Source organism: Peterkaempfera podocarpi (assembly GCF_042466665.1).
GTDB classification, from domain to species: Bacteria; Actinomycetota; Actinomycetes; order Streptomycetales; family Streptomycetaceae; genus Peterkaempfera; species Peterkaempfera podocarpi.
This window is the reverse complement of sequence record NZ_CP162102.1, coordinates 925,947-949,152: the sequence shown is the minus strand read 5'-3', so window position 1 is coordinate 949,152 and position 23,206 is coordinate 925,947. Positions and strand designations below refer to the sequence as shown.

Annotated in this window: 15 protein-coding genes and 1 pseudogene; 4 read left to right on the top strand and 12 right to left on the bottom strand. The window is 68.7% G+C overall.

Going from position 1 to position 23,206, the window contains the following annotated elements; translation table 11 throughout:
- Positions 1-123 precede the first annotated feature (123 nt).
- Positions 124-1,455: a glycoside hydrolase family 6 protein gene (locus AB0761_RS04420; protein ID WP_377267617.1), complete on the bottom strand. Its 1,332-nt coding sequence runs from the start codon at positions 1,453-1,455 to the stop codon at positions 124-126.
- Positions 1,456-1,528: 73 nt separating this feature from the next.
- Positions 1,529-2,503 carry a glycoside hydrolase family 6 protein gene (locus tag AB0761_RS04415; RefSeq protein WP_377267616.1) on the bottom strand — a complete coding sequence of 325 codons (975 nt, stop codon included), beginning with the start codon at positions 2,501-2,503 and terminating at the stop codon, positions 1,529-1,531.
- 624 nt (positions 2,504-3,127) lie between these two features.
- Here AB0761_RS04415 and AB0761_RS04410 point away from each other — a divergent pair.
- Both AB0761_RS04410 and AB0761_RS04405 read left to right on the top strand, forming a co-directional pair.
- Positions 3,128-4,588, top strand: a pseudogene (locus tag AB0761_RS04410) (endo-1,4-beta-xylanase); the annotation flags it as partial.
- 421 nt (positions 4,589-5,009) lie between these two features.
- The gene (locus AB0761_RS04405; RefSeq protein ID WP_377267615.1) at positions 5,010-6,452 is read left to right on the top strand and encodes a non-reducing end alpha-L-arabinofuranosidase family hydrolase; all 1,443 of its coding nucleotides are present in this window, start codon (positions 5,010-5,012) and stop codon (positions 6,450-6,452) included.
- Between the two features lie 347 nt (positions 6,453-6,799).
- Here the strand turns inward: AB0761_RS04405 and AB0761_RS04400 are convergent, their stop codons facing one another.
- Positions 6,800-7,420: an L-threonylcarbamoyladenylate synthase gene (locus AB0761_RS04400; protein ID WP_377267613.1), complete on the bottom strand. Its 621-nt coding sequence runs from the start codon at positions 7,418-7,420 to the stop codon at positions 6,800-6,802.
- A gap of 539 nt (positions 7,421-7,959) precedes the next feature.
- On the opposite strand from AB0761_RS04400, the gene AB0761_RS04395 reads away from it, so the two are divergent.
- Positions 7,960-9,657 carry a beta-N-acetylhexosaminidase gene (locus AB0761_RS04395; protein ID WP_377267612.1) on the top strand — a complete coding sequence of 566 codons (1,698 nt, stop codon included), beginning with the start codon at positions 7,960-7,962 and terminating at the stop codon, positions 9,655-9,657.
- A 130-nt stretch (positions 9,658-9,787) separates the two neighbouring features.
- Here the strand turns inward: AB0761_RS04395 and AB0761_RS04390 are convergent, their stop codons facing one another.
- Entirely contained in the window at positions 9,788-10,090 is a 303-nt protein-coding gene (locus tag AB0761_RS04390; protein WP_377267611.1) for a hypothetical protein, read from the bottom strand.
- Between the two features lie 154 nt (positions 10,091-10,244).
- A complete protein-coding gene (locus tag AB0761_RS04385; protein WP_377267609.1) occupies positions 10,245-10,958 on the bottom strand; it encodes an SDR family NAD(P)-dependent oxidoreductase in 714 nt (237 codons plus the stop codon).
- Between the two features lie 139 nt (positions 10,959-11,097).
- Here AB0761_RS04385 and AB0761_RS04380 point away from each other — a divergent pair, with 139 nt between their 5' ends.
- On the top strand, positions 11,098-11,706 hold the full coding sequence (locus tag AB0761_RS04380; protein ID WP_377267608.1) for a TetR/AcrR family transcriptional regulator: 609 nt from the start codon (positions 11,098-11,100) through the stop codon (positions 11,704-11,706).
- Positions 11,707-12,157: 451 nt separating this feature from the next.
- Here AB0761_RS04380 and AB0761_RS04375 read toward each other — a convergent pair whose 3' ends face one another.
- The 7 genes from AB0761_RS04375 to AB0761_RS04345 all read right to left on the bottom strand — a co-directional run bounded on the left by AB0761_RS04375 (position 12,158) and on the right by AB0761_RS04345 (position 23,179).
- Complete coding sequence (locus AB0761_RS04375) at positions 12,158-13,345, bottom strand: serine hydrolase domain-containing protein (RefSeq protein WP_377267607.1); 1,188 nt, start codon at positions 13,343-13,345, stop codon at positions 12,158-12,160.
- 209 nt (positions 13,346-13,554) lie between these two features.
- Positions 13,555-14,031, bottom strand: coding sequence for an Lrp/AsnC family transcriptional regulator (locus tag AB0761_RS04370; protein WP_377267605.1), 477 nt, complete (start codon positions 14,029-14,031; stop codon positions 13,555-13,557).
- A 149-nt stretch (positions 14,032-14,180) separates the two neighbouring features.
- On the bottom strand, positions 14,181-14,936 hold the full coding sequence (locus AB0761_RS04365; protein WP_377267604.1) for a hypothetical protein: 756 nt from the start codon (positions 14,934-14,936) through the stop codon (positions 14,181-14,183).
- Positions 14,937-14,938: 2 nt separating this feature from the next.
- Positions 14,939-17,692, bottom strand: a complete 2,754-nt coding sequence (locus tag AB0761_RS04360; protein WP_377267603.1) for a hypothetical protein — start codon at positions 17,690-17,692, stop codon at positions 14,939-14,941.
- A gap of 486 nt (positions 17,693-18,178) precedes the next feature.
- Entirely contained in the window at positions 18,179-18,451 is a 273-nt protein-coding gene (locus AB0761_RS04355; protein WP_377273931.1) for a DoxX family protein, read from the bottom strand.
- Positions 18,452-18,897: 446 nt separating this feature from the next.
- Positions 18,898-19,842, bottom strand: a complete 945-nt coding sequence (locus AB0761_RS04350) for an aldose 1-epimerase family protein (RefSeq protein ID WP_377267602.1) — start codon at positions 19,840-19,842, stop codon at positions 18,898-18,900.
- 118 nt (positions 19,843-19,960) lie between these two features.
- Entirely contained in the window at positions 19,961-23,179 is a 3,219-nt protein-coding gene (locus tag AB0761_RS04345) for a ricin-type beta-trefoil lectin domain protein (protein ID WP_377267601.1), read from the bottom strand.
- Positions 23,180-23,206: the final 27 nt, after the last annotated feature.

Sequence of the window (23,206 nt, the reverse complement as noted above, 5' to 3'; positions counted from 1 at the left end):
CCGAGGCCCGGGTCGGGGTGTGTGGTGCGGCGGGGTCTCCGACGGACGACATGGGGCTCAACGGGGGCGGCCGGAGGGAACCGCTGCCCCTGACAGACCTCGGCAGCCCCTCGGAGGCGCCGTCTACTTCATACCGGCCGCAGAGGCACTGTGCTGGGGCCGGGGCAAGGGGGCGAAGCCCAGGGCGGGGCTGGCGTTGTTCACCAACGTCAGGGCCTGCTCGGGCCACCAGGCGCCGGCGGCCGGGTCGACGATTCCGTACTCCGGGTCGACCGTGCCCCCGGGGATGCTGCGGTTGCACTGACCGTCGGACTGGCCGATGGTCTTCACCCACAGGTAGGCGTCGGCGAGGGGGAAGCCGGTGTTGGCGGTGGGGCGGTCGCCGATGCCGCGTCCGGGCGCATTGCACCAGACCTGCGGGTCACCGGCGTACTTGCCCGCCGGGGGAGTCCAGACGCCCTGCCCGTTGCGGCTGGTGTCCACGACGAAGTGGGCGAGTTCGCCGGCGGGCGGGGTGCCGACGTTCTGCTGGAACCACAGGTCGGTCCAGTGCCAGGTGCTGGGGTCGTCCGCGTTGACGGAGTTCCCCGCCTGGCCGTCGTTGGGGGCGGCCGGGGAGTAGTACTGGCTGGCGCACCAGTCCGCGTGCCCGCGCGCCCAGTCCGGACCCTTGCTCGCGAACCAGACGCAGTTCGACACCCAGGTGCCGTAGTGGTCCAGCAGGTCGGTGGACAAGTAGTTGGACACGTTCAGGGAGAAGCCCTGGGTGCGCTCGACCCCCGCCTGCAGCAGGCGCTGCGCGATGGCGCCCACGCTCTGCCAGTGGCTGTTGCCCGCGTCCAGGTAGACGGTCGTGTTCGGCTGCTGTTCCAGGACGTCGACCGCGTAGTTGAGGTCCGCGATGCGTCCCGCCGTGAGCGCCTCCGTGGGGTCGCTGTCGGCGGAGCAGTCCGAGGGCAGGTTGGCCAGGGCGTCGGGTTCCAGGACGATCAGTGCCCTGCTCCGGCCGATGCCGCGGGCCAGCCCGGCGATCCAGGCCTGGTAGTCCGCGTCGGACTGCGCGCCCCCGGCCGAGTACTGGGAGCAGTCCCGCAGGGGGATGTTGTAGGCGACCAGGACGGGAACCGTGCCGGTGCGGTCGGCGCGGCCGACCAGGGACCGCGTCTGGTCCTCCACCTCGGCGGGGGTGCCGTCGGTGAACCAGTGGGCTTCGGGCCAGGTGGCGAGTTCGGCCATGGCTTCGGCGTCGGCGAGGTTGTGATGCCGCAGGTCGGTGACGGCCTGCTTGGCAGCGTCGCTGCCCGGATCGACGTAGAACCGGGTGTCGGCAGGCAGGGTGTGGCCGGTGGTCTCCTGAGCCGTGGCCGCTGCCTGAGCCTGGGCCGGGGCGGCGACAGCCGTCAGCAGCGCGGCGATACCCAACGACATCAACGAGCGTGGGACATGGGGCGTCATGCAGGCTTCTCTTCTCTCGGAACGGAGCTGCCGGGCCGGCCGTGGGCGGGCCCGGCACGATGTCGATCCACGGTCAGTAGCCGTAGACCATCTTGTAGGCGACCTCGGGCAGGAACTGTCCGGCGGCGCTTCCGGCGCCGGTGCCGCAGTTGCCGTCGGACTCACCGGGCGTTTTCACCCACAGCAGCATCTCGGCGCCGCCGCCCAGCTGAGTGGGAGTCCCGATCCTCCGGCCCGCCGGGTTGCACCACGTGCCGTCGGATCCGTTGCCGTTGCGGCTGGTGTCGATGACGTACGGCTTGGTGAACCCGTTCGCCGACTGCAGGGCCGCGTTGACGGCGTTGCCGTACGCGGTGTTCTGCGCGGTGGTGTAGAAGTTGGACACGTTCAGGGAGAACCCGTGGGCGGCGCTCGCCCCGGCCGCGGCCAGGTGCTGGGCCATGGTCGCGGCGCCGATCCAGCCAGGGTTGCCGGCGTCCAGGTAGACCCAGGTGTTCGGGGCCTTGGCGTTGAACTGCGCAATGGCGTTGCGCAGCAACGAGTCGCGAGCGGAGACCTGAGCGGCGGTCATGCAACTCTCGTCCCCCAGCGAGTCGGGCTCCAGGACGACCACCGCAGGCCGGGTGCCGATGCCGCTGGCGAACGCGGCGATCCAGGTGTTGTAGGCGGCGTCGGAACCTGCCCCGCCACCGGACTGACCGGCGCAGATGTCCCGGTTGGGGATGTTGTAGGCCACCAGGACCGGCAGCTTGCCGGCGGCAGCCGCCGAGCCGACGTAGGAGCCGGTCGCCGTACCGATGGTGCCGCTCCAGTTGCCGAACCAGCGGGCCATCGGCACGTTGGCGATCGACCCCCGGATCGCGGCGGCCCTACCGTCGCCGGGGTTGGCGTTGACCCACTGCTGTGCGCTGGAGTCGGGGTCCACGTAGAAGCCGTGGGTCATGGTGGTGGGATCGGCCGCGTAAGCGGTCCCCGACTGGACGGATGCCAGCAGGCCGGTCAGCGCTGTTGCCAGGAGCAGCGACAGCCTGCGGTGCGAGTGGCGCATGGTGCTTCCTCCGCTGTGGTGGGGTGGGAGGTTCCTGGAAGCGCTTCCGGTTGCCAGATGATTGGGGACGCCGCACCTGGTGTCAAGACGCTGGGGGCCGTACTGGAACAACGCGCAGGTAGCGCCTACTGGAAGCGCTACCAATATGACGTGAGGTCAGCTTGCCCCGGCCGAAGCCTCGGTACGCACCGAGCACTTTCGCCGCCTCACCGCGCCCGGTGCACCAGCCTTGACACCGCGTCGGCACTGGTGCAGCGTTCTGACCGGGACATCACATGTCCTTCCCCCATTCTGCGGACCGGTATCCGTGCGCAGTGCAGTTAGCGCTAACAGAGGGGCGGCAATCCACTCCTCAGTCGCTGAGTACCCGGCGCGGTGACGCGCCCGGCGGTCGTGGCCTTCGGCCGGGCCGGTGTTCCGGGCCCGTTGAGTCATCACGCCGGTGAGCAGCCTTTTCGTTCGAGGTCGCTCCGAGGTGTGCGAGTGCCTGTATCGCCGATCCGAACTGTCCACCCCTGTCACGGGGAACGGTTCGGCCACGTGCACGCTCGCATCGCGCTTCGCACCCAGCTTCCTGAACGCCGCCCAGTCATTCCCCCATTCAGGCAAGGAGAACGATCCATCATGCACTGGCTCAATCAGGAGCCCCGCCTCCGCCGGGTGTTGACGACAGGTACCGGCCTGGTCGTCGGTGCGGCTCTGGCGGTGACAGCGAACCCCGCCGCCCATGCTGCCGGGAGCACTCTGGCTGCCGCTGCGGCCGACAGCGGGCGGTACTTCGGTACGGCGGTGCCCTCCGGCAAACTCGGTGATGCGACGTACTCCACCATTCTCGACCGGGAATTCAACATGATCACCCCGGAGAACGAGATGAAGTGGGACACCACCGAGCCCTCCCGGGGGTCGTTCAACTTCGGCCCCGCCGACTCGATCGTCTCCCACGCCTCGGCGCACGGTCAGCGGATGCGCGGCCACACCTTGGTCTGGCACTCCCAGCTGCCCGGCTGGGGCAGCACCATCACTGACGCCAACACCCTGCGCAGCGTGATGGACAACCACATCACCACCGAGATGACTCACTACAAGGGCAAGATCTACGCCTGGGACGTGGTCAACGAGGCCTTCGCCGACGGCAGTAGCCAGCACCGCAGCTCGGTGTTCCAGAACGTGCTGGGCAACGGCTTCATCGAGGAGGCGTTCCGCACCGCCCGGGCTGCCGACTCCTCGGCCAAGCTGTGCTACAACGACTACAACATCGAGAACTGGTCGGACGCCAAGACCCAGGGCGTCTACGCCATGGTCAAGGACTTCAAGTCCCGCGGTGTGCCCATCGACTGCGTCGGCTTCCAGAGCCACTTCGGCACCGGTGGCCCACCGGCCGGCTTCCAGACCACCCTGTCGAACTTCGCCGCGCTCGGCGTGGACGTCCAGATCACCGAACTCGACATCGCCCAGGCGTCCACCACCGCGTACGCCAACACTGTCAATGCCTGCCTCGCCGTCTCCCGGTGCACCGGCATCACCGTCTGGGGCATCCGCGACAGCGACTCCTGGCGCAGCGGCGACAATCCGCTGCTCTTCGACAGCAGCGGCAACAAGAAACCCGCCTACGGCGCTGTGCTCACCGCGCTGGGAGGGAGTTCCGGCGGAAGTTCGGGAGGCATTGTCTCAGGCACGGTGTACAGCCTGGTCAATGCGGCCAGTGGTCGTTCGCTGGACGAACCGTCAGGTCAGACAGGAAACGGCACCTTCCTGCAGATCTATGACTCCTGGAGCGGCACCAATCAGCAGTGGCGGGCGAGCCAGAACGGTGACGGCACGTACACGCTGACCAATGTGGCCAGTGGCCGGGTCCTGGACGAGCCGGGCAGTCAGACGGCCAACGGCACCAAGATCGAGGTCTGGGACTCCAACGGCGGCGCCAACCAGCACTGGCGGGCCACCAGGAACGGCGACGGATCGTACACCCTGGTCAACGTTGCTTCCGGGCGGGCCCTGGAGACCCCGGGCGGCCAGACCGCCAACGGCACCGCCGTCGAGGTCTGGGACTCCAACGGCGGCTCCAACCAGCACTGGAACTTCAAGTGAACTGACGAGGCCGGCGTCGGCACTGCAGGCCGAACCCTCCCGACCGTCCAGCCGCGTCAGGGTGGGGGCTCAGTGTCGGATGTTCCGACCGGCCGACCGGCCGACCGGCCGGGCCGGCAAGGCCTCGACGCGCCCTTGTCGGCGCCGTACGGATCCTGCCTCGCATCAGCGGTAGCGATGCCCGGACGCGTCGCTGAGGGGCCAGCGTCATCCGGCTGACGGTGTCCTCCCCTGGTCAGCGGTTCTCCCGGAGTGCCACCTTCGAGCCCGAACACAAGGGGGGTCGTCGGCGGCAGAGGCGAGGATTCCTCGCCGGTCGACTGACAACTCCTGGTGCGCGCGGCCAGGTCTCGGTGCATGTGCATAGTCGGGCGCATGCCATTACGCGTAGATCCATCCGCCTACAAAGGAGGTCCTCATGCGCAGACGACGTTCCACTCGCAGGCATCTGTCTGTGGTGCTCGCCATCGCGGTCGCGGCTGTGGTCGCGTTGGCCGCGACGCTCGTTGCCGGCCCGGCCCAGGCGGCCACCACCGGCGCCCTGAAGGCTGTTGCTTCCGGTCGTTGTCTCGATGTGTCGAACGCCAGCCAGACCGACGGCGCGTCCCTGCAGATCTACGACTGCTGGAGCGGGACCAACCAGCAGTGGACGTTGACGGACAGCGGTCAGCTGACCGTGTACGGCAACAAGTGTCTGGACGTTCCGAACCACGCCACCACGGCCGGGACCAAGGTGCAGATCTGGACCTGCAGCGGCGCTGCGAACCAGCAGTGGCGGGTGAACTCCGACGGCACGATCGTCGGCGTGGAGTCCGGGCTGTGCCTGGACGTCACCGGCGGCGGTACGGCCAACGGCACGGCGGTGGAGATCTGGACGTGCAACGGCGGCAGCAACCAGAAGTGGAGCGGCCTGTCCCCCACGTCGACCCCGACGACGACCCCGCCGACGGGCGGCACGTGTTCTCTTCCGTCGACGTACCGGTGGACGTCCACGGGTGCCTTGGCGCAGCCGGCGAACGGCTGGGTCTCGGAGAAGGACTTCACCGACGTGGTGTACAACGGCAAGCACCTGGTCTACGCGTCGAACGTGTCGGGATCGTCGTACGGCTCGATGATGTTCAGTCCCTTCACGAACTGGTCGGACATGGCGTCGGCCGGTCAGACCGGGATGAGCCAGGCCGCGGTGGCGCCCACACTGTTCTACTTCGCGCCCAAGAACATCTGGGTGCTGGCGTACCAGTGGGGTTCGTGGCCCTTCATCTACCGCACGTCGAGCGACCCCACCAACCCCAACGGCTGGTCCTCGCCGCAGCCGCTGTTCACCGGCAGCATTGCCAATTCCGGCACCGGCCCGATCGACCAGACCCTGATCGCCGACGGCCAGAACATGTACCTGTTCTTCGCCGGTGACAACGGCAACATCTACCGGGCGAGCATGCCGATCGGAAACTTCCCGGGCAGCTTCGGCTCGTCGTACACGACGGTCATGAGCGACTCGACGAACAACCTCTTCGAGGCTCCGCAGGTCTACAAGGTCCAGGGTCAGAACCAGTACCTCATGATCGTTGAGGCGATGGGTGCGAACGGGCGCTACTTCCGCTCGTTCACGGCCTCCAGCCTGAGCGGCTCGTGGACCCCACAGGCCGCCAGCGAGAGCAACCCCTTCGCGGGCAAGGCCAACAGCGGGGCCACCTGGACCAACGACATCAGCCACGGTGACCTGGTGCGCAACAACCCCGACCAGACCATGACCATCGACCCCTGCAACCTGCAGTTCCTCTACCAGGGCAAGTCCCCCACCGCGAGCGGCAGCTACGACCAACTGCCGTGGCGACCGGGTGTCCTCACCCTGCAGCGCTGACCCGACTGATCCATGGTCACCGCGGCCGGGTGCAGCCTTCCGGCGTGTGAACGAGCGGGTTACAGCGTAGGTGAATCGCTCTGCTGACCGACACTCACCGCCTCGAGGGGTCCCCAGCCGTGTCGGCTGGGGGCCCTCTCCGCTGTGGACTTCCATCCTGGGTTCAGACCGAAGCGACGACGTCGCCGGCTGGGCCATCCGCCCGGGAATGTTCGCGGTACTGCCTCAGCTCCACGGGCGCGGTGAGCGTGAGGGGCCCATAGCGTTCGACGAGCTCATCGGGGCTCACCTCGCCGTCCGGCCCGCACCACTGGGCGACCGGGTTGCCTATCGCGCTGGGGGCGCGGTCACTCGAACCGGGCGGGGTCGCCGGCCCCACGCCGTACGATCTCCGCCTCGCCACTGGAATAGTCGACGACCGTCGTGGGTTCCGTGCCGCAGTCACCCGAATCCACCACAGCGTCCAGCACATGGTCGAGCCGCTCCTTGATCTCCCAGCCCTGTGTCATGGGCTCACTCTCATCGGGCAGGAGCAGCGTGCTCGACACCAGGGGTTCGCCGAGCTCGGCCAGCAGGGCCCGGGTGACGACGTGGTCGGGGATCCTGACCCCGACCGTCTTCTTCCGGGGATGCATCAGGCGACGGGGAACCTCCTTGGTGGCGGGAAGGATGAACGTGTAACTCCCGGGGGTTGCCGCTTTGATGGCGCGGAAGACGTCATTGTCGACGTGTACGAACTGGCCCAACTGGGCGAAGCTCTCACACACCAGGGTGAAGTGGTGACGATCGTCAAGGCGCCGGATCGACCGGATCCGTTCGACACCGTCCTGGTTGCCCAATCGGCAGCCCAGCGCGAAGCAGGAGTCGGTCGGGTACGCGATGAGCGCTCCGGACCGCAGGCTTTCAACCACGGTGCCGATGGTGCGCAACTGAGGGGTCTGCGGGTGAACATCGAAGTATTTCGCCACCCCTCGACAGTACGGGAACTTCCACCGCCGACACGTGCGGCCACGACCTCGGGCAGCCGAACGAATGCCGGCCGTCGAGCCCGCAACGCTGCGGCGCGGGTTCGACCAGCCGCAACCGCGGTGAACGGTGCGGACGTGGTTCTCGGCACTCGCGGGCGCCCAGGCACCCTCTTGGTCGTCCTGCCGCAACGACTGGCTCTTCAGCCGGGGGATGGGGAAGAGGCTGCAGCGGCAACTGCGCCGCCGGCCTTGGGAACAGATACCGCTGCTGGAGCGCACCCGCACTCCCGGGCACGGACGCCGCGAAGTGCGGCGCCTGAAGGTATGCACGGTCCAGGCCAAACTGCTGTACCCGCACGCTGTCCAGGCCACCGCCCCACGTGAGTCCACCTGCTGAGGACGCATCAGCCCTTCTCTCGCGGTCCTTTCGATGGCGTGAAAATTGGTCTATACCTTGACGCGTGTGAGGTGTCCGAGTCAACTGGGGCAGTGGTCACTGCCAGGTGCCACAGGTTCCATCCCCCATCGAAGGGACACTTGTGAGACTGCACCGAACCGTTCCCCGCACCGTCCACCTCGCCTCGGCCCGCTCCCGTACCCTCTCCGGCAGGGTTCCCCGGATCGCCGGATCGTTGCTGCTCGTACTCGCGGCCGGGGCCTGCACCCTCGGGACCGCCGGCTCCGCCGCGGCCCGGCCGGAGTCGCACGGTACGGCGGTGCGGCCGCTCGGCCAGGTCGTTCCGGAGCCCTCCCAGGTACACCCGGCGGGCGCACCGTTCACGCTGACGCCTACCGCGCACATCCGGATCGAAGGGCACAACCACGACGCCCGCGAGGTCGGCACCTACCTGGCCGGGCTGCTGCGCCCGTCCACCGGCTACGCGCTGCCCGTCGTCGAGGAGAGCGGCCACGGCACGGGGGGCGGGCACGACATCCGGCTCGCCCTCACCGCAGGAAGCGCGAGCCTCGGCACCGAGGGCTACCGCCTGGACTCGGGCCCGTCCGGTGTCACCCTTACCGCCCGCACCTCGGCGGGGCTCTTCCACGGCGTCCAGACGCTGCGCCAGCTGCTGCCGGCGTCGGTCGAGGAGCGCACCAGGCAGCACGGCCCCTGGCAGGTCGCCGGCGGCACCATCACGGACGTGCCGCGCTACGCCTACCGCGGCGCGATGCTCGACGTGTCACGGCACTTCTTCACCGTCCCCCAGGTCGAGAAGTACATCGACCAGCTGGCGCTCTACAAGATCAACGAGTTCCATCTGCACCTGTCCGACGACCAGGGCTGGCGTATCGCCATCAACTCGTGGCCCAGGCTGGCCCGTTACGGTGGGTCCACCGAGGTCGGCGGCGGCCAGGGCGGCTACTACACCAAGGCGCAGTACGCGCAGATCGTCTCGTATGCCGCGTCCCGCCACCTGGAGGTCGTGCCGGAGATCGACATGCCGTCCCACACCAACGCGGCGCTCGCCTCGTACCCGGAGCTCAACTGCGACGGTGTCGCGCCGCCCCTCTACACCGGCACGGACGTCGGGTTCAGCTCGCTGTGTGTGCCCGAGGACGTCACGTACACCTTCATCGACGACGTGATCCGTGAACTGGCGGCGATCACACCGGGCCGCTACCTCCACATCGGGGGCGACGAGGCGCACTCCACCAGCCAGGCGGACTACGTGTCGTTCATGAACCGCGCGCAGGCCGTCGTCCAGAAGTACGGCAAGACCGTCATGGGCTGGCACCAGATCACCTCGGCGATGCCGGTCAAGGGCGCGGTGGCCGAGTACTGGGGCACCGACGACACCGGGGCCGCGGAGCGCGCCCAGGTCGCCGCGGCGGCGAAGAACGGCACCGGGCTCGTGCTGGCGCCCGCAGACCGCTCGTACCTGGACATGAAGTACGACGAGAGCACCGAGCTCGGCCAGGACTGGGCCGGCACGGTCGAGGTGGACCGCTCGTACGACTGGGACCCGGGCACCTACCTCGCCGGCGCGGGGGTGCCGTCGAGCGCGGTGATCGGCGTCGAGGCGCCGCTGTGGACGGAGACGATCGTCACGAACGACGACATCGAGGCCATGGCCTTCCCGCGGCTCCCGGGCATCGCGGAACTCGGCTGGTCGCCCGAGTCCACGCACGACTGGACCACGTACAAGGTGCGCCTGGCGGCCCAGGGGCCGCGGATGGCGGCGCTGGGGATCGACTTCTACCACTCGCCGCTGGTCGACTGGCCCGCGGGCAGCTGACCCCGCCACGGCGGCCGGCGGGGACGACCCGCCGGCCGCCGTCCTGTGCGCCCCGCTCCGACCGCGGCATCAGCCCTCCGCTGCTGGGCCGTCGATATAACCTTCGACTTCGGGGAGGCTTGGTCGTCCGTCAGGAGGCCATGAGATGAGCGAAGTTTCCGCGAGTGAACTGATCGCCGCAGGTGAACGTCGGAGGCCACCCCGACCGCCTGCGGTCGGCCATGGCGGGCACCCGGCCGGCCGCGAATCGGCCGCGGCGACGGCGCACGGTGTGCACGTGCAGGTGAGTTTCGGCGGCGATCCGGGCGTTGATGCGGCCTCGTGCCGTTGGGAGCAGGATCGCCGCCCGCCGGCGGGTCTGGTACGGGGTCTTGTGGCCGTAGGTCATCTTCTTGGGCTGGTGGCGCTCGGCAGCGGTCAGTTCCAAGGGCACGGCGGAGCACACGGGTATGGAAGGAGAGCCACCCATCTATCCGTGGTGAAGAGCGAAGTGGCAGGGCCGGCTTCCCACACGGGCCGTCGCCTCACCAGGGCCACAGCCAAGCATCGGACCCGGTGAACCTTCCGGGTCAGAGCCAAATTACTCGTCAGGCGTTGGAGTGAACGCCGATGCCGCCGGAGACGGTGAGGTTGTCGCCGGTGATGTAGCCGGCGGCGTCCGAGGCGAGGAAGGCCACGGCTTCGGCGATGTCGGCGGGAGCGCCGGCGCGGCCGAGCGGGACGTCCCGGGCCCAGGAGTCGATCATTTCCTGGGAGACCCCCATTTTGCTGTAGACAGGGGTGTTGATCATTCCCGGGCTGACCGCGTTCACGCGGATGCGGCGGGGGGCGAGTTCAAGCGCCAGGGACCGCATGAGGGGCAGCAGAGCGCCCTTGGCCGCCGTCATCGCGGCCCCGAGCACTTCGGCGGCGCCAACGGTGAACACGACCGAGGCGCCCTCGTTGAGGAGCGGCAGCGCCTTTTGCAGGGTGAAGAAGCTTCCCTTGACGTTGATGTCGAACAGGGTGTCGAAGGCGTCTTCGTCGGTCGATTCGATCGGGCCGGGGCGGGAGACGCCCGCATTGAGGAAGAGCAGGTCGAGGGAGCCGAGTTGCCGGCGCGCCTGGTCCATTGCCCGGTCGATGTCCGGCAGGGACCGGGCGTCGGCCCGGACGGCCGTGACGTCCTCGGGAAGTCCGGCGTCGGCGACATTGTCGAGGCCGGTGACCATGACGCGGTAGCCGCGGGAGTGGAGCAGTTCGGCGGTCGCCTTGCCGATGCCGCTGGTCCCACCGGTGATCAAAGCTGTAGGTGCAGGCATAATGCGCTCCTTTGCGTACTTCTGGGCGGGGGTGAGCGGCTCTGCCCCGTCATCACCTCTGGCAGCGTACGACAGTCTGGCATCGACTGCCAAACTCCAGGTGACTGTCGACCTGGCAGTGCTGGGATACTCTGGTGACATGAAGCAGGAAGCCAAGTCAGCGACGGGCGCACCGACCACGCTGTGGGACCGGACACGGCAGCTGGCTTCCCAGGAGATCCTCGCGACGGCGCTGCGCCTGTTCACAGAGCAGGGCTACGACGAGACGACCATCGCCCAGATCGCCCGAGAGGCCGGAGTCTCCCAGCGCACCCTCTTCCGCTACTTCGGTACCAAGGAAGACCTTCTCGGCGGCAACCAGGACCGGTTCGGGCAAGTCCTGATGGACACGATCAGCGAACAGCCCGCCGATGCCGGTGTCTGGAACGCCCTGCGCGCAGGGGTTGCCGCCGTACTGGCCTTGCACGACAGCCGGGAACAGGCCCTGGAGCGGTTCCGCCTCCTGCACAACACAGCCTCGCTGCGTGCCGGTTGGCTCGAAAAGCGACTCCGGTTCCAGGAGAATCTGCTGCCGCTCATCGAGACCCGGATGGACGTAGCTACCGGCAACGAAGGCGCGAAGGCCCGCGCGGTGATCGCGACGGCGTTCGCATGCCTGGATGCCGCATCGATGACTTGGGTCGCCAACGACGGCGAGGGCGAAATCATGGACCTGTACGACGAGTGCCTGGCCGTGGTGCGCGCCTGACGCGCAGCCGCCAGCCAGCCCGGAAACTGTGGACGGAAACGGAAACCGGGCACATCCGCTGCCACAGACCAAGTCCACATCCGGGTCCCCCGGCTGGCTACAGATGGGGCACCTGGCGTCGTGCGCAACGACGCCGGTGACACGTCCTCCCCGCTACCTGGATTCCACAAGACGGATCACAAAGGTGTCGTGATGTTGTTTTCCTCAGGCTGAGTGAGGTCGAGGAGGCGTTCGGCCTGCTCGCGCTGTTCGAAGGCGGAGCAGGAGCAGCAGGCGCAGGAGGAGAGACGATGAGCCCGGCGCGTCGTTGGCACGCCCCACCGCACCCTGCACAGCGCAGCACCCCTGCGTCCAACCGTCGAACCGATCACCGAATCTGAACCCGGACCGGTCGGTGGTTGATGCGCCCCCGGTCTCCGGGCCACGCGTGCAGGCCGGAGCCTGGCCGCTGTCAGTCGTCGATTGCCTGGTAGACAGTGGTCCACAGGTCGGACCACATCGGCAGCTTCTGGTCGCCCATATGCGCGCGCTGCATGATGAAGATCGTCGTCATGTCCTCGACGGGATCGTTGTACCAGGCGGTGCCGTAGAAGCCGGGCCATCCGTAGCTCCCGACCGAGGGGCCGAGGTGCGTGCGGCGGGTGCGGACCGACATCCCGAAACCCCAGCCCAGGGTGTCGAAGTACCCCGGCTCGAACCCGGAGAGCGCCAACTGCGCAGGGCTCAGGTGGTTGCTGGTCATCAGCGTCACCGACGGCCGCGAGAGCACCCGCTCACCGTGATGGGTGCCTCCCGCGAGCAGAGCTGAGGTGAAGGCGAGGTAGTCGTTGGCGGTCGAGATGAGCCCGCCGCCACCTGATTCGAACGTCGGCGGCCGGCTGAACCTTCCGTTGGGCGGGTCCTGGACAACCGCCTTACCGGCGACGTCGTCACGGTCGTACGCCGTCGCGAACCGGCCGATGCGCTCGCCGCTCACGCTGAAGGCGGTGTCCGTCATTCCGAGCGGCTCGAAGATCCGCTCGCGCAAGGCATCCCCGAACGACATGCCCGTCGCCCGGGCGATGAGCACGCCCGTCACGTCGGCGCCGGTCTCGTACAACCAGTTCTCGCCCGGCTGGTAAACGAGCGGCAGGCTGCCGAGCCGGCGGATCCACTCGTCCGACGACAGCCCGCCGAGCGTGTCCAGTGCGTCGGCGATCGGGACCGTTCCCGGCTCGGCCGGCACCATGCCGGTACCGAGGGTGAAGGTCAACAGATCCCGCAGCGTGAGCGGGCGTTTCGCAGGAACGATGTCATCCAGTGGCCCGTTCGGATCGGCGAGCACCGTCATGTTCGCCAACTCCGGCAGCAGATCGTCGACCGGGTCGTCAAGACGCAGCGTGCAATCCTCGACGAGCGTCATCGCACACGCGGCGACGATCGGCTTCGTCATCGAAGCCATCCGAACGATCGTGTCGCCCGCCATCGGGATCCCCGCCCCCGAGCCCTCGAACGCGAGGTTGCCCGTTGCCTCGATATGCACCTCGCCGTGGCGGGCGAGGACGGCCACCATACCGGGAACAAAACCAGAGTCGACGTGACGCTCGAGCAGTTCTCGCACCCGAACCAGCCGTTTCAACGAAAAGCCACCAGCAGCCACCCGTGCCCTCCTCATCCCGTGCAACCTGACGGCTTGACACCGTGAGGTATCTACCCAGCCCTGGACGGTTCAACAGGCGAGAAGCCGAGGCCGCGAACGCTCACATCGCCCGGGCGGTGCACGCGGGCACTTCCGCGCCGCAGCACTATCCCGCACGACCTGTATTCGATCCTGCCATCCTATCCAGGAGTGACGTGCGGGGAGGCCGGTCAGCGGACCTTGCGCGAGAGACGGGGGCGATCCGGGCCGGTCGGTTCGATGCGGCGGGCCCGGACGTGCTCGTAGACCATCGTGGTCTGCACGTCGGCGACCTCACGGCGTTCGGTGAGGCGGTCGATGACGAAGGCGTACACGCTGTCCACGTCGGGCACGGCCACGTGGACGAGGAAGTCGTGGGCGCCCGAGGTGACGAACAGGCCGATCACCTCGGGCAGCCGCGCCGCCCATTCCCGGAACCCCTCGATGACCGGCCGGGCCGGGGGCCGGATGCGTACCGAGATGAGCGCCTGGACGGGGCGGCCGACCGCGTCGAGGTCCAGGGCCGGGTGGTAGCCGGTGATCACGCCGCGCTCGCGGAGCAGCCTCACCCGTTCCAGCGAGGTCGAGGGCGACACCCCGGTCTTCGCCGCGAGGTCGCGGTTGGTCTGCCGCGCGTCGTTCCGCAGCGGCGTGGAAGCGCTGGACATGGAGCTCTTCGACCAGGCCGTTCGAGAAGCCGGAACCGACTCCACCGCCGTCACCGAGCGCGGCCTGGCCGGCGCGCACGGACTCACGCAGCTCATGGGGATGACGGGCGCCGGATGACTCGATGACTGTGGTCGGCGCCAGCCTCCTGTTATCCGGGGACGACGACCGTCGACAGACTGATCGAGTAGAGCGCGCTGGCGGTCTGGTTGCCAATGCTGGCGCCACTGGCGACGAGGACGCCGTCCTGGAGGTGGATGTCCCTGAGACGCTGCCTGGCGTCGCCCCAGGTGTGCGCGACGAGTTCGACGGTGATGAGGCCGGTAAGGTCGTCGATGGCCAGGCTGACTCCGGTGCGGTCCAGGCGCCCGGGGTCGAAGGGGTTGCTGCTGCCCTTTGGGTTGCGGTCGCTGAAGTATTGGTTGAGGTCGCCGGCGATCGACTTCTTGCCCGCGGTCAGGAACCCGCGGGCGTAGCTCACCACGGGGTCGCGCTGGGCTCCTTGAGCGCCCGCGGCAGGTTGGATTGTTGCGAGGACGCAGCCGACCTGATGGGCTGTGGGGTTCGAGGTGGCCCAGTTGATGAAGGTCTGCAGGTGCTGCTGCGGTGTGCCGGGCTGGCGGTATCCAGGGATGCCTCCGCTGACGCGCGTGAGTGTGTCACCCATGGCACGGAGGGTGTCGGTCGATACGCCGGCCGCCGCCATCGCGCGGCCGAGGCGGGCTTCTGCCGTCTCGCCGGGCACCGCTGGGTACCTGTCGTCGAGCGTGTGCAGGGTGTCCTGGGTGGCGAGGTAGCTGTCGAGCGCGGCCGCGACGAGGGCGGATGTGTCTCCGCCGAAAGTGCGGGCGGCCTCCGTGTTGATCCTGGTGAGCAGGGCGTCGGGCAGCGGAACGCTTTCGGGCATGATCAGGCGTCCTTTCGCGGACTGGGACGACTTGGTGGGCGGGCGCTACCAGCGGTTGGGTGCACTCTGACGGCGGGCCATGAGCTGGTTGTCGGCGGCCCGCCTGGCGAAGATCTCGACTGTTCCGTCATCGTGGAAGCCGGCTGCGACGTCACCGGCGACCGGCCCTCCCAGATTGGTCCAGGACTGCCACCCGGCGCCGGGACGAACTCGATCGCCATGATGTACCCGCGGACGCTGACACCGAACAGCCACAGGTGCTGAGGCTGGGTGGCCAGGAGTCTGCTGGTCGCGTCGAGCCGGTCGATGCCGGGCAGCGTGGGAAGCGCCCGCCAGTCGTTCCAGGTGACGGCAACAGTGTGGTCGGCGTCGATCGCCTCGTGGACCTGGCCCAGCGCATCGATGCCCAGGACGTGTACCGCCATGCCCGGGCCCGTCGGTGTGACGGCCAGCGGAGAGCTCCGTACGGTGGCGGTCTGCCCTGAGGGGCCGTGGAGGGGCTGCCACGGTCCCCAGGCGGTGTCGCCGGCGGGACCGTTCTGTGCGGCCCACATGACGGTGCCGTCCTGTGCCGCGGTGGTCAGAACGAGCTGGTCGGTGACGGAGGCGCCTTCGAGGTGGCGGCGCAGGCACGCGGCCGGCACGCCGGTGATCTTCTGGGCGCCCATCGGGTCGAAGCCGCTCCAGGGGCCGTCCAGCCACATGGCCCACGTGTGCCGTACGCGGCTGTCGGATACTTCGAAGTCGCGGGCGAAGGCTTCCAGTCGGCCGTCGGCGTGAAGCGCGACAGCGGGATCGCCGGTGATCCGCGGCCCCGGGTTCAGCAGTCCTGCGCCTTTGGTGTCCCAACTTGTGAACGGGCCGCCCGGTCGGCCGTCCTCATAGGAGTGCTTGAGCCGGTCGTCGGCCCGCGCGAACACTTCGACTCGGCCGCTGTGCCCCCGGACGGCGACCGGCGTCGCACCCTCGGCGACCTGCTCCGGGCGGATCGCCGCCCACGGTGTCGCCGGAGTGGCCGCGCGGATGGAGCGGACGACGTGGAGGTCCGAGTCGACAGCGAAGACCTCGAGCGGGCCGCCTGCCGCAGGCACCACGCCGGGCGAGCTGAGGGTCACCATGCCGGTCGGCTGCCAGGACGTCCACTCGTCCGAGGCACGCAGCTCGAGGCCGTGCTGCCGCGTGAAGGGGGTGCTGAACGTGCGAGAGGCCCCCTCGAGGTTCCACAGAGCGGTCAGCCATCGGACGAGCCGGTCACCGAACTGGGCGCGGACGGTGTTCGCGTCGAGGTCGTTCTGCTGACCCCAGTGCACGAACCCGCCCATCGCCACGGTCGCGTCCTGGATGAGTCCCAACGCTTGGGTGTTGCCTTCCAGTCCGCGGAGCATGGAGATCTCAACGGCACACGTGGGGTCCGCTGGGGTGGTCGCGAGCAGCGAGGTGGACGCGGCGAAGAACCGCAGTGAGATGTATGCCCCGATGGGCCTGCCGGCGCTGCGCAGCTGGTCGAAGACGGCGATCAGGCCGTCGACCTTGTCGGGGAGGTGGGTGTCCGCGGGGAAGAACACCTCGACGGAGTCGCCGCGGTAGTAGTTGTGATCGTAGTCGAAGAAGTCAGCGACGCGGGGGCGGCTGCCGTACACCAGCCAGGGGCCGCTGCCGTCGGGGAGGCGGTCGGACTGGGCGCTGCCGAGCACACCGGAGGTGACCTGTTCGACGATGGCGGGTACGCCGGCGTCGGTCGCGATGTTGATGACGTCGGCCATCGCGTCACCGATGCGGTAGTCGGGGCCGATGCGGCCGAGGCAGGCGGCAGCCTCGAAGAAGGCAGCGCCGAGTATCGCCCCGAGTGGGAAGAAGCGGATCGTGAAGAATGTCCCCAGCCCGACAAGTCCCAGGCGTATGTCTTCCAGCTCGGGAGTGACGTAGTCGGCGGCGAACACCTGCCCGAGGATTTCCGGCAGCGGGCTTGCGGAGCGGACGACCTGCACGGGAGCCGCGGGGACGTCCGGTCCGAGACCGAACGCGTCGCCCGCCTGGGTGAGTGCCGAGTCCGGAAGGAGCTTGTGCCGGGTCTGGAAGCACCGGTGGTCGCCGTTCTCCGGGACAGGATTGATGACCACTTGCAGGAACTCGTCGCCGGCCCGTGCGTCCTGCACCAATGTCCCGAAGGCCAGGTCCTGCTTCACCTGCGTCCAGGTTCTGGCCGTACGGTGTTCGACGACGGACATTTCGGTCTCGTCATGGACGGCGAACACATAGGCATACACAACACCGAACCGGCCCACGGACACCAGTGCCGCGTCGAAGGCGTCCGCGGACGTCTCCACGGTCACCGGGACGTCCGTGTCGACCTGGCTCTGCAGCAACGTGCGGAGCAGGTCGGTGTCGACCACGCTGAGCCCTGGCTGCTGAAGGATCCGTACTGCTCCACCGGACCCGACAAGGATCATCGCGCGTACGTACGCGCTGATCGGACCCCGGGCAACGTCGCCGCCATGGGTGCCGGTGTTCACCACTCCGGCGAGGAGTTGCCCGCCCGCGCCGCCCAGGGTCGGCGGCACCAGACGACGTCCGGGAAACCACTCCTCCAGGCCCTCGTAGAAGTCGCGCACCTTCGTGCCGGCCCCCACCATCAGCCACTGCTCGGCTCCCGAGGGGTCGGACAGGACGGCCGGCTGGAGGTCGGTCAGCCAACCACTGACCGCTCCGTGCGAACCACCCGGCCCTCGCAGTACGCAGGTGCAGAGAACGCCCACGCCGACCCCATCGCATGGATCGGAATACCGGCGGTCTCCGCATCACGCACAGCCCGGCACAGCGCACCCAGACTTTCCGGATACACGAACGATTCAATAGGCAGCGCGTTCCTGCCCGAGAAATCGCGAAACGTATCCACCGGCCCCCCTCGACATCGGCGATCAGCCTCACCTCACCCGACAAGGAGGAAGGCCTGGTGTCCCCTCCGACCAGCTCTCCGCCGGGCGGCGCGATCGTACCGGTGTCCTCATGCCCGGGACAGATCCCTGACATCGAGTTGGACAACGCATTACCCGGTCCGTGACCCGCTGCGCCAGCGTTCATCCCCGGCAGGGTTGTCCCTGCAGATCAGCGACCCCGGTGGCCGATTGGTGCCGCACCTGGGGCAATACTCCTCCGCCGCCATCGCGCAATGGATCAGCCGGCATGCCTTGTGCGGCCCACGTCGCCGCGGAGGGCCGCATCCCGGCGCGGAGCGCACACCCTCACGTGGAGGGATGAGAACACCTGAGGGAAGGCTCTCCGCCGTTGTGGGCCTGGCAGTGAGCGCGGTCGTGTCGCCGGAACCGGGTGACCGCCGTACCAAGCATGAGCATCACCAGACCGAGGGCGGCCAGTGACACCAGAACCGGCGCGATGCCGAGCACGGCGGGCAGGAGCAGACCGGCCGCGGCCAGGACCTCGACGGCTCCGATGGCCTTGACGACGCCCGCACTGAAGTCATCGACCCACCTGCCACTGGACCCGGCGGCGGCGATCCTCTCCTACGGTGTGGTGGAGTCCTCACCTTCGGGCAGGTAGCCAAGACGCACCCTCTGGTCCGGCGAGGCGACGTAGACGTTGCCCAGCTCGCCGTGCGTCAGCTTCCAGCCCAGATCGAGGAGGGGCTGGAGAGCAGGGCCGGAACTCCATCAGTGGTTGGTGGCCTGAACGCCGGCGAGCGCCCCGCCCCCGCGACCCGCGAGTGGACCTGGCCCTGCAGCGTCCTGAGAGCATCGTCGCCGACTACACCGACTGGGCCCGAGCGACGAACGAAGCCTGATCCAGTGGTGATGCGTCGCGCACCTATACGCGACGCATCACCACTGGTCATCGACAAGACGCACGCTTCAGCGCTCGGAACACCACGCTTGAGCTGCTGGGGCTACTGCGCAGCCGGCGTCGGCAGGCGCGACATCGGGTCCGCGGCCCGGCCACGCCGCGGCTACCCCAGCGCCTCGATGTGCCAGACGGTTGTGTTCTCGTGGCCCGACGGCAGGGCTATGACATCGTCGCCGGAGTTGAACGCATCCGGCGGGCACGTCATCGGCTCCAGCGCGAGACCAGACCGGTGGTGGTCCCGGTCGCCGGGAAGGTCGGTGGTGTGGACCTGGACCCACCGGCAGTCGCTGTCCCAGGTCATGCGCACTCCGCCGTGCCTGGCCGACCGGTCACCCGGCGTCACGGTGGCCGCCGCCCATCCCGTTCCGTCGAACCCGATCCCGGTGAAGGCGTGGTCAAGCTCCGTGGCCCCGATCGGCCGCGGCTGGCGGAAATCGAACCGCGTGCCGTCCACCGCGCGGCGGCCGCGCGGCAACAGCCGCTCGGGATCGACCTCGAGGAACTGGGCGGCGTGAAGGTGCAGCGTCCAGTCGTCGACCCTGCCGGGCCCGGCGACCAGATAGGGGTGGATGGACACGCCCCACGGAGCGGCGCCCGGCGACAGGGTGCGGCCGGTGACCGCGATCGTCAGGCCCCGCTCGGCGTGCAGGACGTACTCGGCGCGCACGTGGACCCGGTGCGGGTACCCGGGCTGGGGGTGGATCGTCGTGGCCAGGGTCAGCCGGTCGGCCTCGGCCTCCAATGTCATCCACGCGGTCCAGGCGACCAGGCCGTGCAGCGCGCACTGCCGGTCGACCTCGTTGACCGGCAGCTGGAAGCGGTGGCCGCGGAAGGTGTAGCGGCCGTCGGCGATTCGGTTCGGCCATGGCGCCAGCACCGCACCGCGGAACAGCGGCCGCGGCGGGTCGCCGGCGCCGGGCAGGACCAGATCGAGCCCGCGGTAGGTCAGCGCCGCCAGGGCAGCCCCCACCGGGCTGACCGACGCCTGGTAGTCGCCGACGCTCAGGCGGATCGGTTCCGCCGCGGCGGCGGGTGGGACTGGGGTCATGGTCTTCCTTTTGGCGGGAACGGGCGCCCCGGCTGGGAGCCGGGGCGCAGGTGCCTTCGACGTGGCGCGCTCGGGCCCAGGGGTCTGGAGCGGTACCCGAGCGCGCCGGCCGCGAGTGCTACATGGCGGTCCAGATCTGGGCCGGGTTGCCGATGTCGCAGTACTCGAGTTCGATCTGGGAGCCGCTGGCGGTGCCGGCCTCCTGAACGCACAGCCCGGACTCACCGCTGACGATCTGGCCGCCGGGTGTCACGGTCCACTGCCGGCTCGGGAACCCCGTCTGGCACAGGTAGAGGTCCACCTTCGTGCCGGGGCTGCTCCCACCGCCGTACGAGTCCGCACACAGCCCTTCGGTCGACAGCGCGCCGGTCAGGGAGTTGGAGGTGAACTGCTGCTGTGCTGCGCCACTGCAGCCCTCGACGTCCGCGAACACGCCGGCCGTGGTGCTCCCGTTGGGGTCGTCCAGGCACAGGCCCGAGGCGCCGTTCTTGTACGCCCTCACGGTCTGTACCGCCCAGGCCTGGGCGGTGTTGGTCGTGTCGCAGGTCTGCAACGCGAGCTGGGAGCCGCTGGCGGTGCCGTTCTCCTGTACGCACAGCCCGGACTCGCCGCTGACGATCTGGCCGCTGGAGTTCAGCGTCCACACCTGGCTGGGGTTTCCCGCGCCCAGGCACGTGTACAGGTCGACCTTGGTGCCGGGGGTACTGCCGCCGCCGTAGGAGTCCAGGCACAGCCCCTGGGCGGTCAGCGTCTCGCTGGCGGGGGTGTAGGTGAACTGCTGCTGCGCCGCGCCGCTGCACCCGGCGATGTCGGCGAACGTGCCGGGCGTGGTGCTCCCGTTGGGGTCGTCCAGGCACAGGCCCGACGCCGAGTTGATGTAGGACTGGGTGCTCACCGGCTTCGCCGGCATCGTCTCCACCTGGTCGATCTGGTACGCACCGTACGCGAGGTTGGCATTGTTGATCTTCAAGCGCAGTGCCGCCGCGGTGACGGGCGTGAAGGAGACCGTGTATTCGTGCCGGGTGGCGTCGTTGGGGGCCGGCCAGCTGACGGTGCCGGAGCTGGCGACCGTCGTCCAGTTCGACGTCCCGTTCATGGACTGCTGGATGTCCCAGTTCGTCGGCGCCTGGCCCTGGCAGTAGTCGCAGACCAGTGTCACCGCGCCGACTGTTTGCGGCTGCGGCCACTGCAGGGTGTAGAACTGCGGGAACGAGGGCGACGAGGCGCTCTTGAAGAACGACTCCCACAGGCCGGAGTTCGCCGCAGAGGCGGAGCTGCCCGAGGCCAGGCTGGTCGTGGTCGCGGTCGCCGCCGGTGCGCTGTTGGCCGGGGTGACCTCCATCTCGTCGATCTGGTACTGGCCGAACTGGTTGTTCGCGCTGCCGATCTGCACGCGGACGCCTTGGACGGTCTGTGCCGGGAAGGAAACCAGGCGGGACTCGTTGGAGTTGTCGTCGTGCTGCCAGCTGACGACCCCGGAGGTCGCCACCGTGGTCCAGTTCGTCGACCCGTCGGCGGAGACCTGGACGCTCCAGCCGGTCGGCGCCTGGCCCTGGCAGTAGTCGCAGACGATCGTCACCCCGGACACGGCGTGCGGGGCCGGCCAGGTGACCGCCAGGTTCTGCGGGAAGGTCGCGGACTGCGTGCTCTTGAAGAAGGTGCCGAAGTTCCCGTCGGTCGCCGAGGAGGCCGTGTAGCCCGAGGCGATGTTCGTGGTGGTGGTCGTCGACGGCCGCGACGTGGTCGGGATCGCCAGGTCGGTGTTCGCCGAGTCGGCGGCGACGTCGACGTGGGTGGCGTAGGAGTTGGTCGTCAGCTCCAGGGAGCTGAAGTCCGACGCGACGGCCCCGCCGATGGTGATGTTCGAGAAGTGGATGTTGTTCCAGGCGTTGGTGGAGTCCCCGAGGATCCGGCCTCCGCTGCTGCCGGCGGCCATGTTCATGTTGCTGATCGTGATCCCCGAGATCGTGACGTTCGCCGAGCCAGAGGACCCGAAGTAGACCAGCGGTGCGGGGTTCTCCACGTCCCAGTTGTTGATGACCGTGCCGCTGCCCCAGCTGTTCTGGTAGGCCGCGTTGCCGCCGTCGCCGCGCAGCTCCATCCCGCGGCCGTAGCTGATGTCGTAGATGTTCGACACGTTCATGCCGGTCATGGTCTTGCCGCTGCCCAGGTCGGCGAAGCGGATGATGGCCGAGGCGGTTCCCGAGGAGTCGACGACGGTCCCGCTCATGTTGATGTTCGACGTGTTGTAGATCGCTTCGGAGCTGACGGCCGCGAAGGTGATGGAGTCGTCGCGGGAGCTGAGCCAGCCGCCGGTGAAGGTGACGTTGGAACAGCCGTTGATCTTGAAGGCGTCGTCCTGGTTGCCGATGTTGCCCTGGGGGTTGTTGAACTTCACGTTGGTGAAGGCCAGGTCGTGGGAGCCCTGGATCGAGGTCTGCCACATCACCGAGTTGGTGAACATGACGTCGTTGACCGTGAGGTTGCTCGTGCCGCCGTCAGTGAACAGGTCGAAGATCCCCATGACCGGGCCGTAGCTGGTCTGCAGGTTGTAGCCGTTGCCGTCCACGACGCCGCGGCCGAAGATCTTGACGTTGCTCGCGCCGCGCGCGGCCAGGACGGCCGACGACGGGTAGCCGACGGTTCCCGGCAGCTGCGTGTAGTCGGCCTCGGTGCCGTCGGCCAGGAGCACCGCCCCGCTGGACAGGTACAGCTGGACGTTGCTGCCGACGGTCAGCAGCGCCGTGCGGTACACGCCCGGCGGGAAGTACAGGATGGGCGTGGTCGAGCTGTGCGCGGACACGTAGTCGATCGCGGCCTGCAGGGCCGCGGTCTCGGTCGCGCCGGTGGTGTTGACCCCGGAGAAGCCGGTGACGTTGACGACGTTGGAGTCGCTCAGCTGGGGCGGGTTGGACTCCAGCGGGTCGGCGAACACCAGCAGCGCGTCCTTGACCCCGTTGATGTCGACCGCGAAGTTCTCCGGCTGGGGCAGGGTGAAGGTGATGGTGTTCCCGGAGACGACCGGCTGCATCCCGAACGCCAGCGGCCGGATGGCGGCGCTGGTGACGCCTGCGGTGTCCGTGATGACCACCGTCTGCGGCCCGCTCGCGGCGAACCGGGTCTGCGCCGAGCCCAGGTTGTCCTGGACAGCGACCGGCGTCCCGCCGACCGTCATCGAGAGGTTGGCGTCGGGCGCGGGGCTGGCGGTGTAGTTGCTGTACCGGTCGACGTTGAGCAGCGGGTAGGCCACGACGCTCCCGGCGGCCTGCGCGGCAGGGGCCGAGGCGACGACGCCGGCGAGGCCCAGGCCCGCGATCAGCGCCAGGGTCGTCAACATTGTCAGCGGTCTGAACAGTCGGGCCCG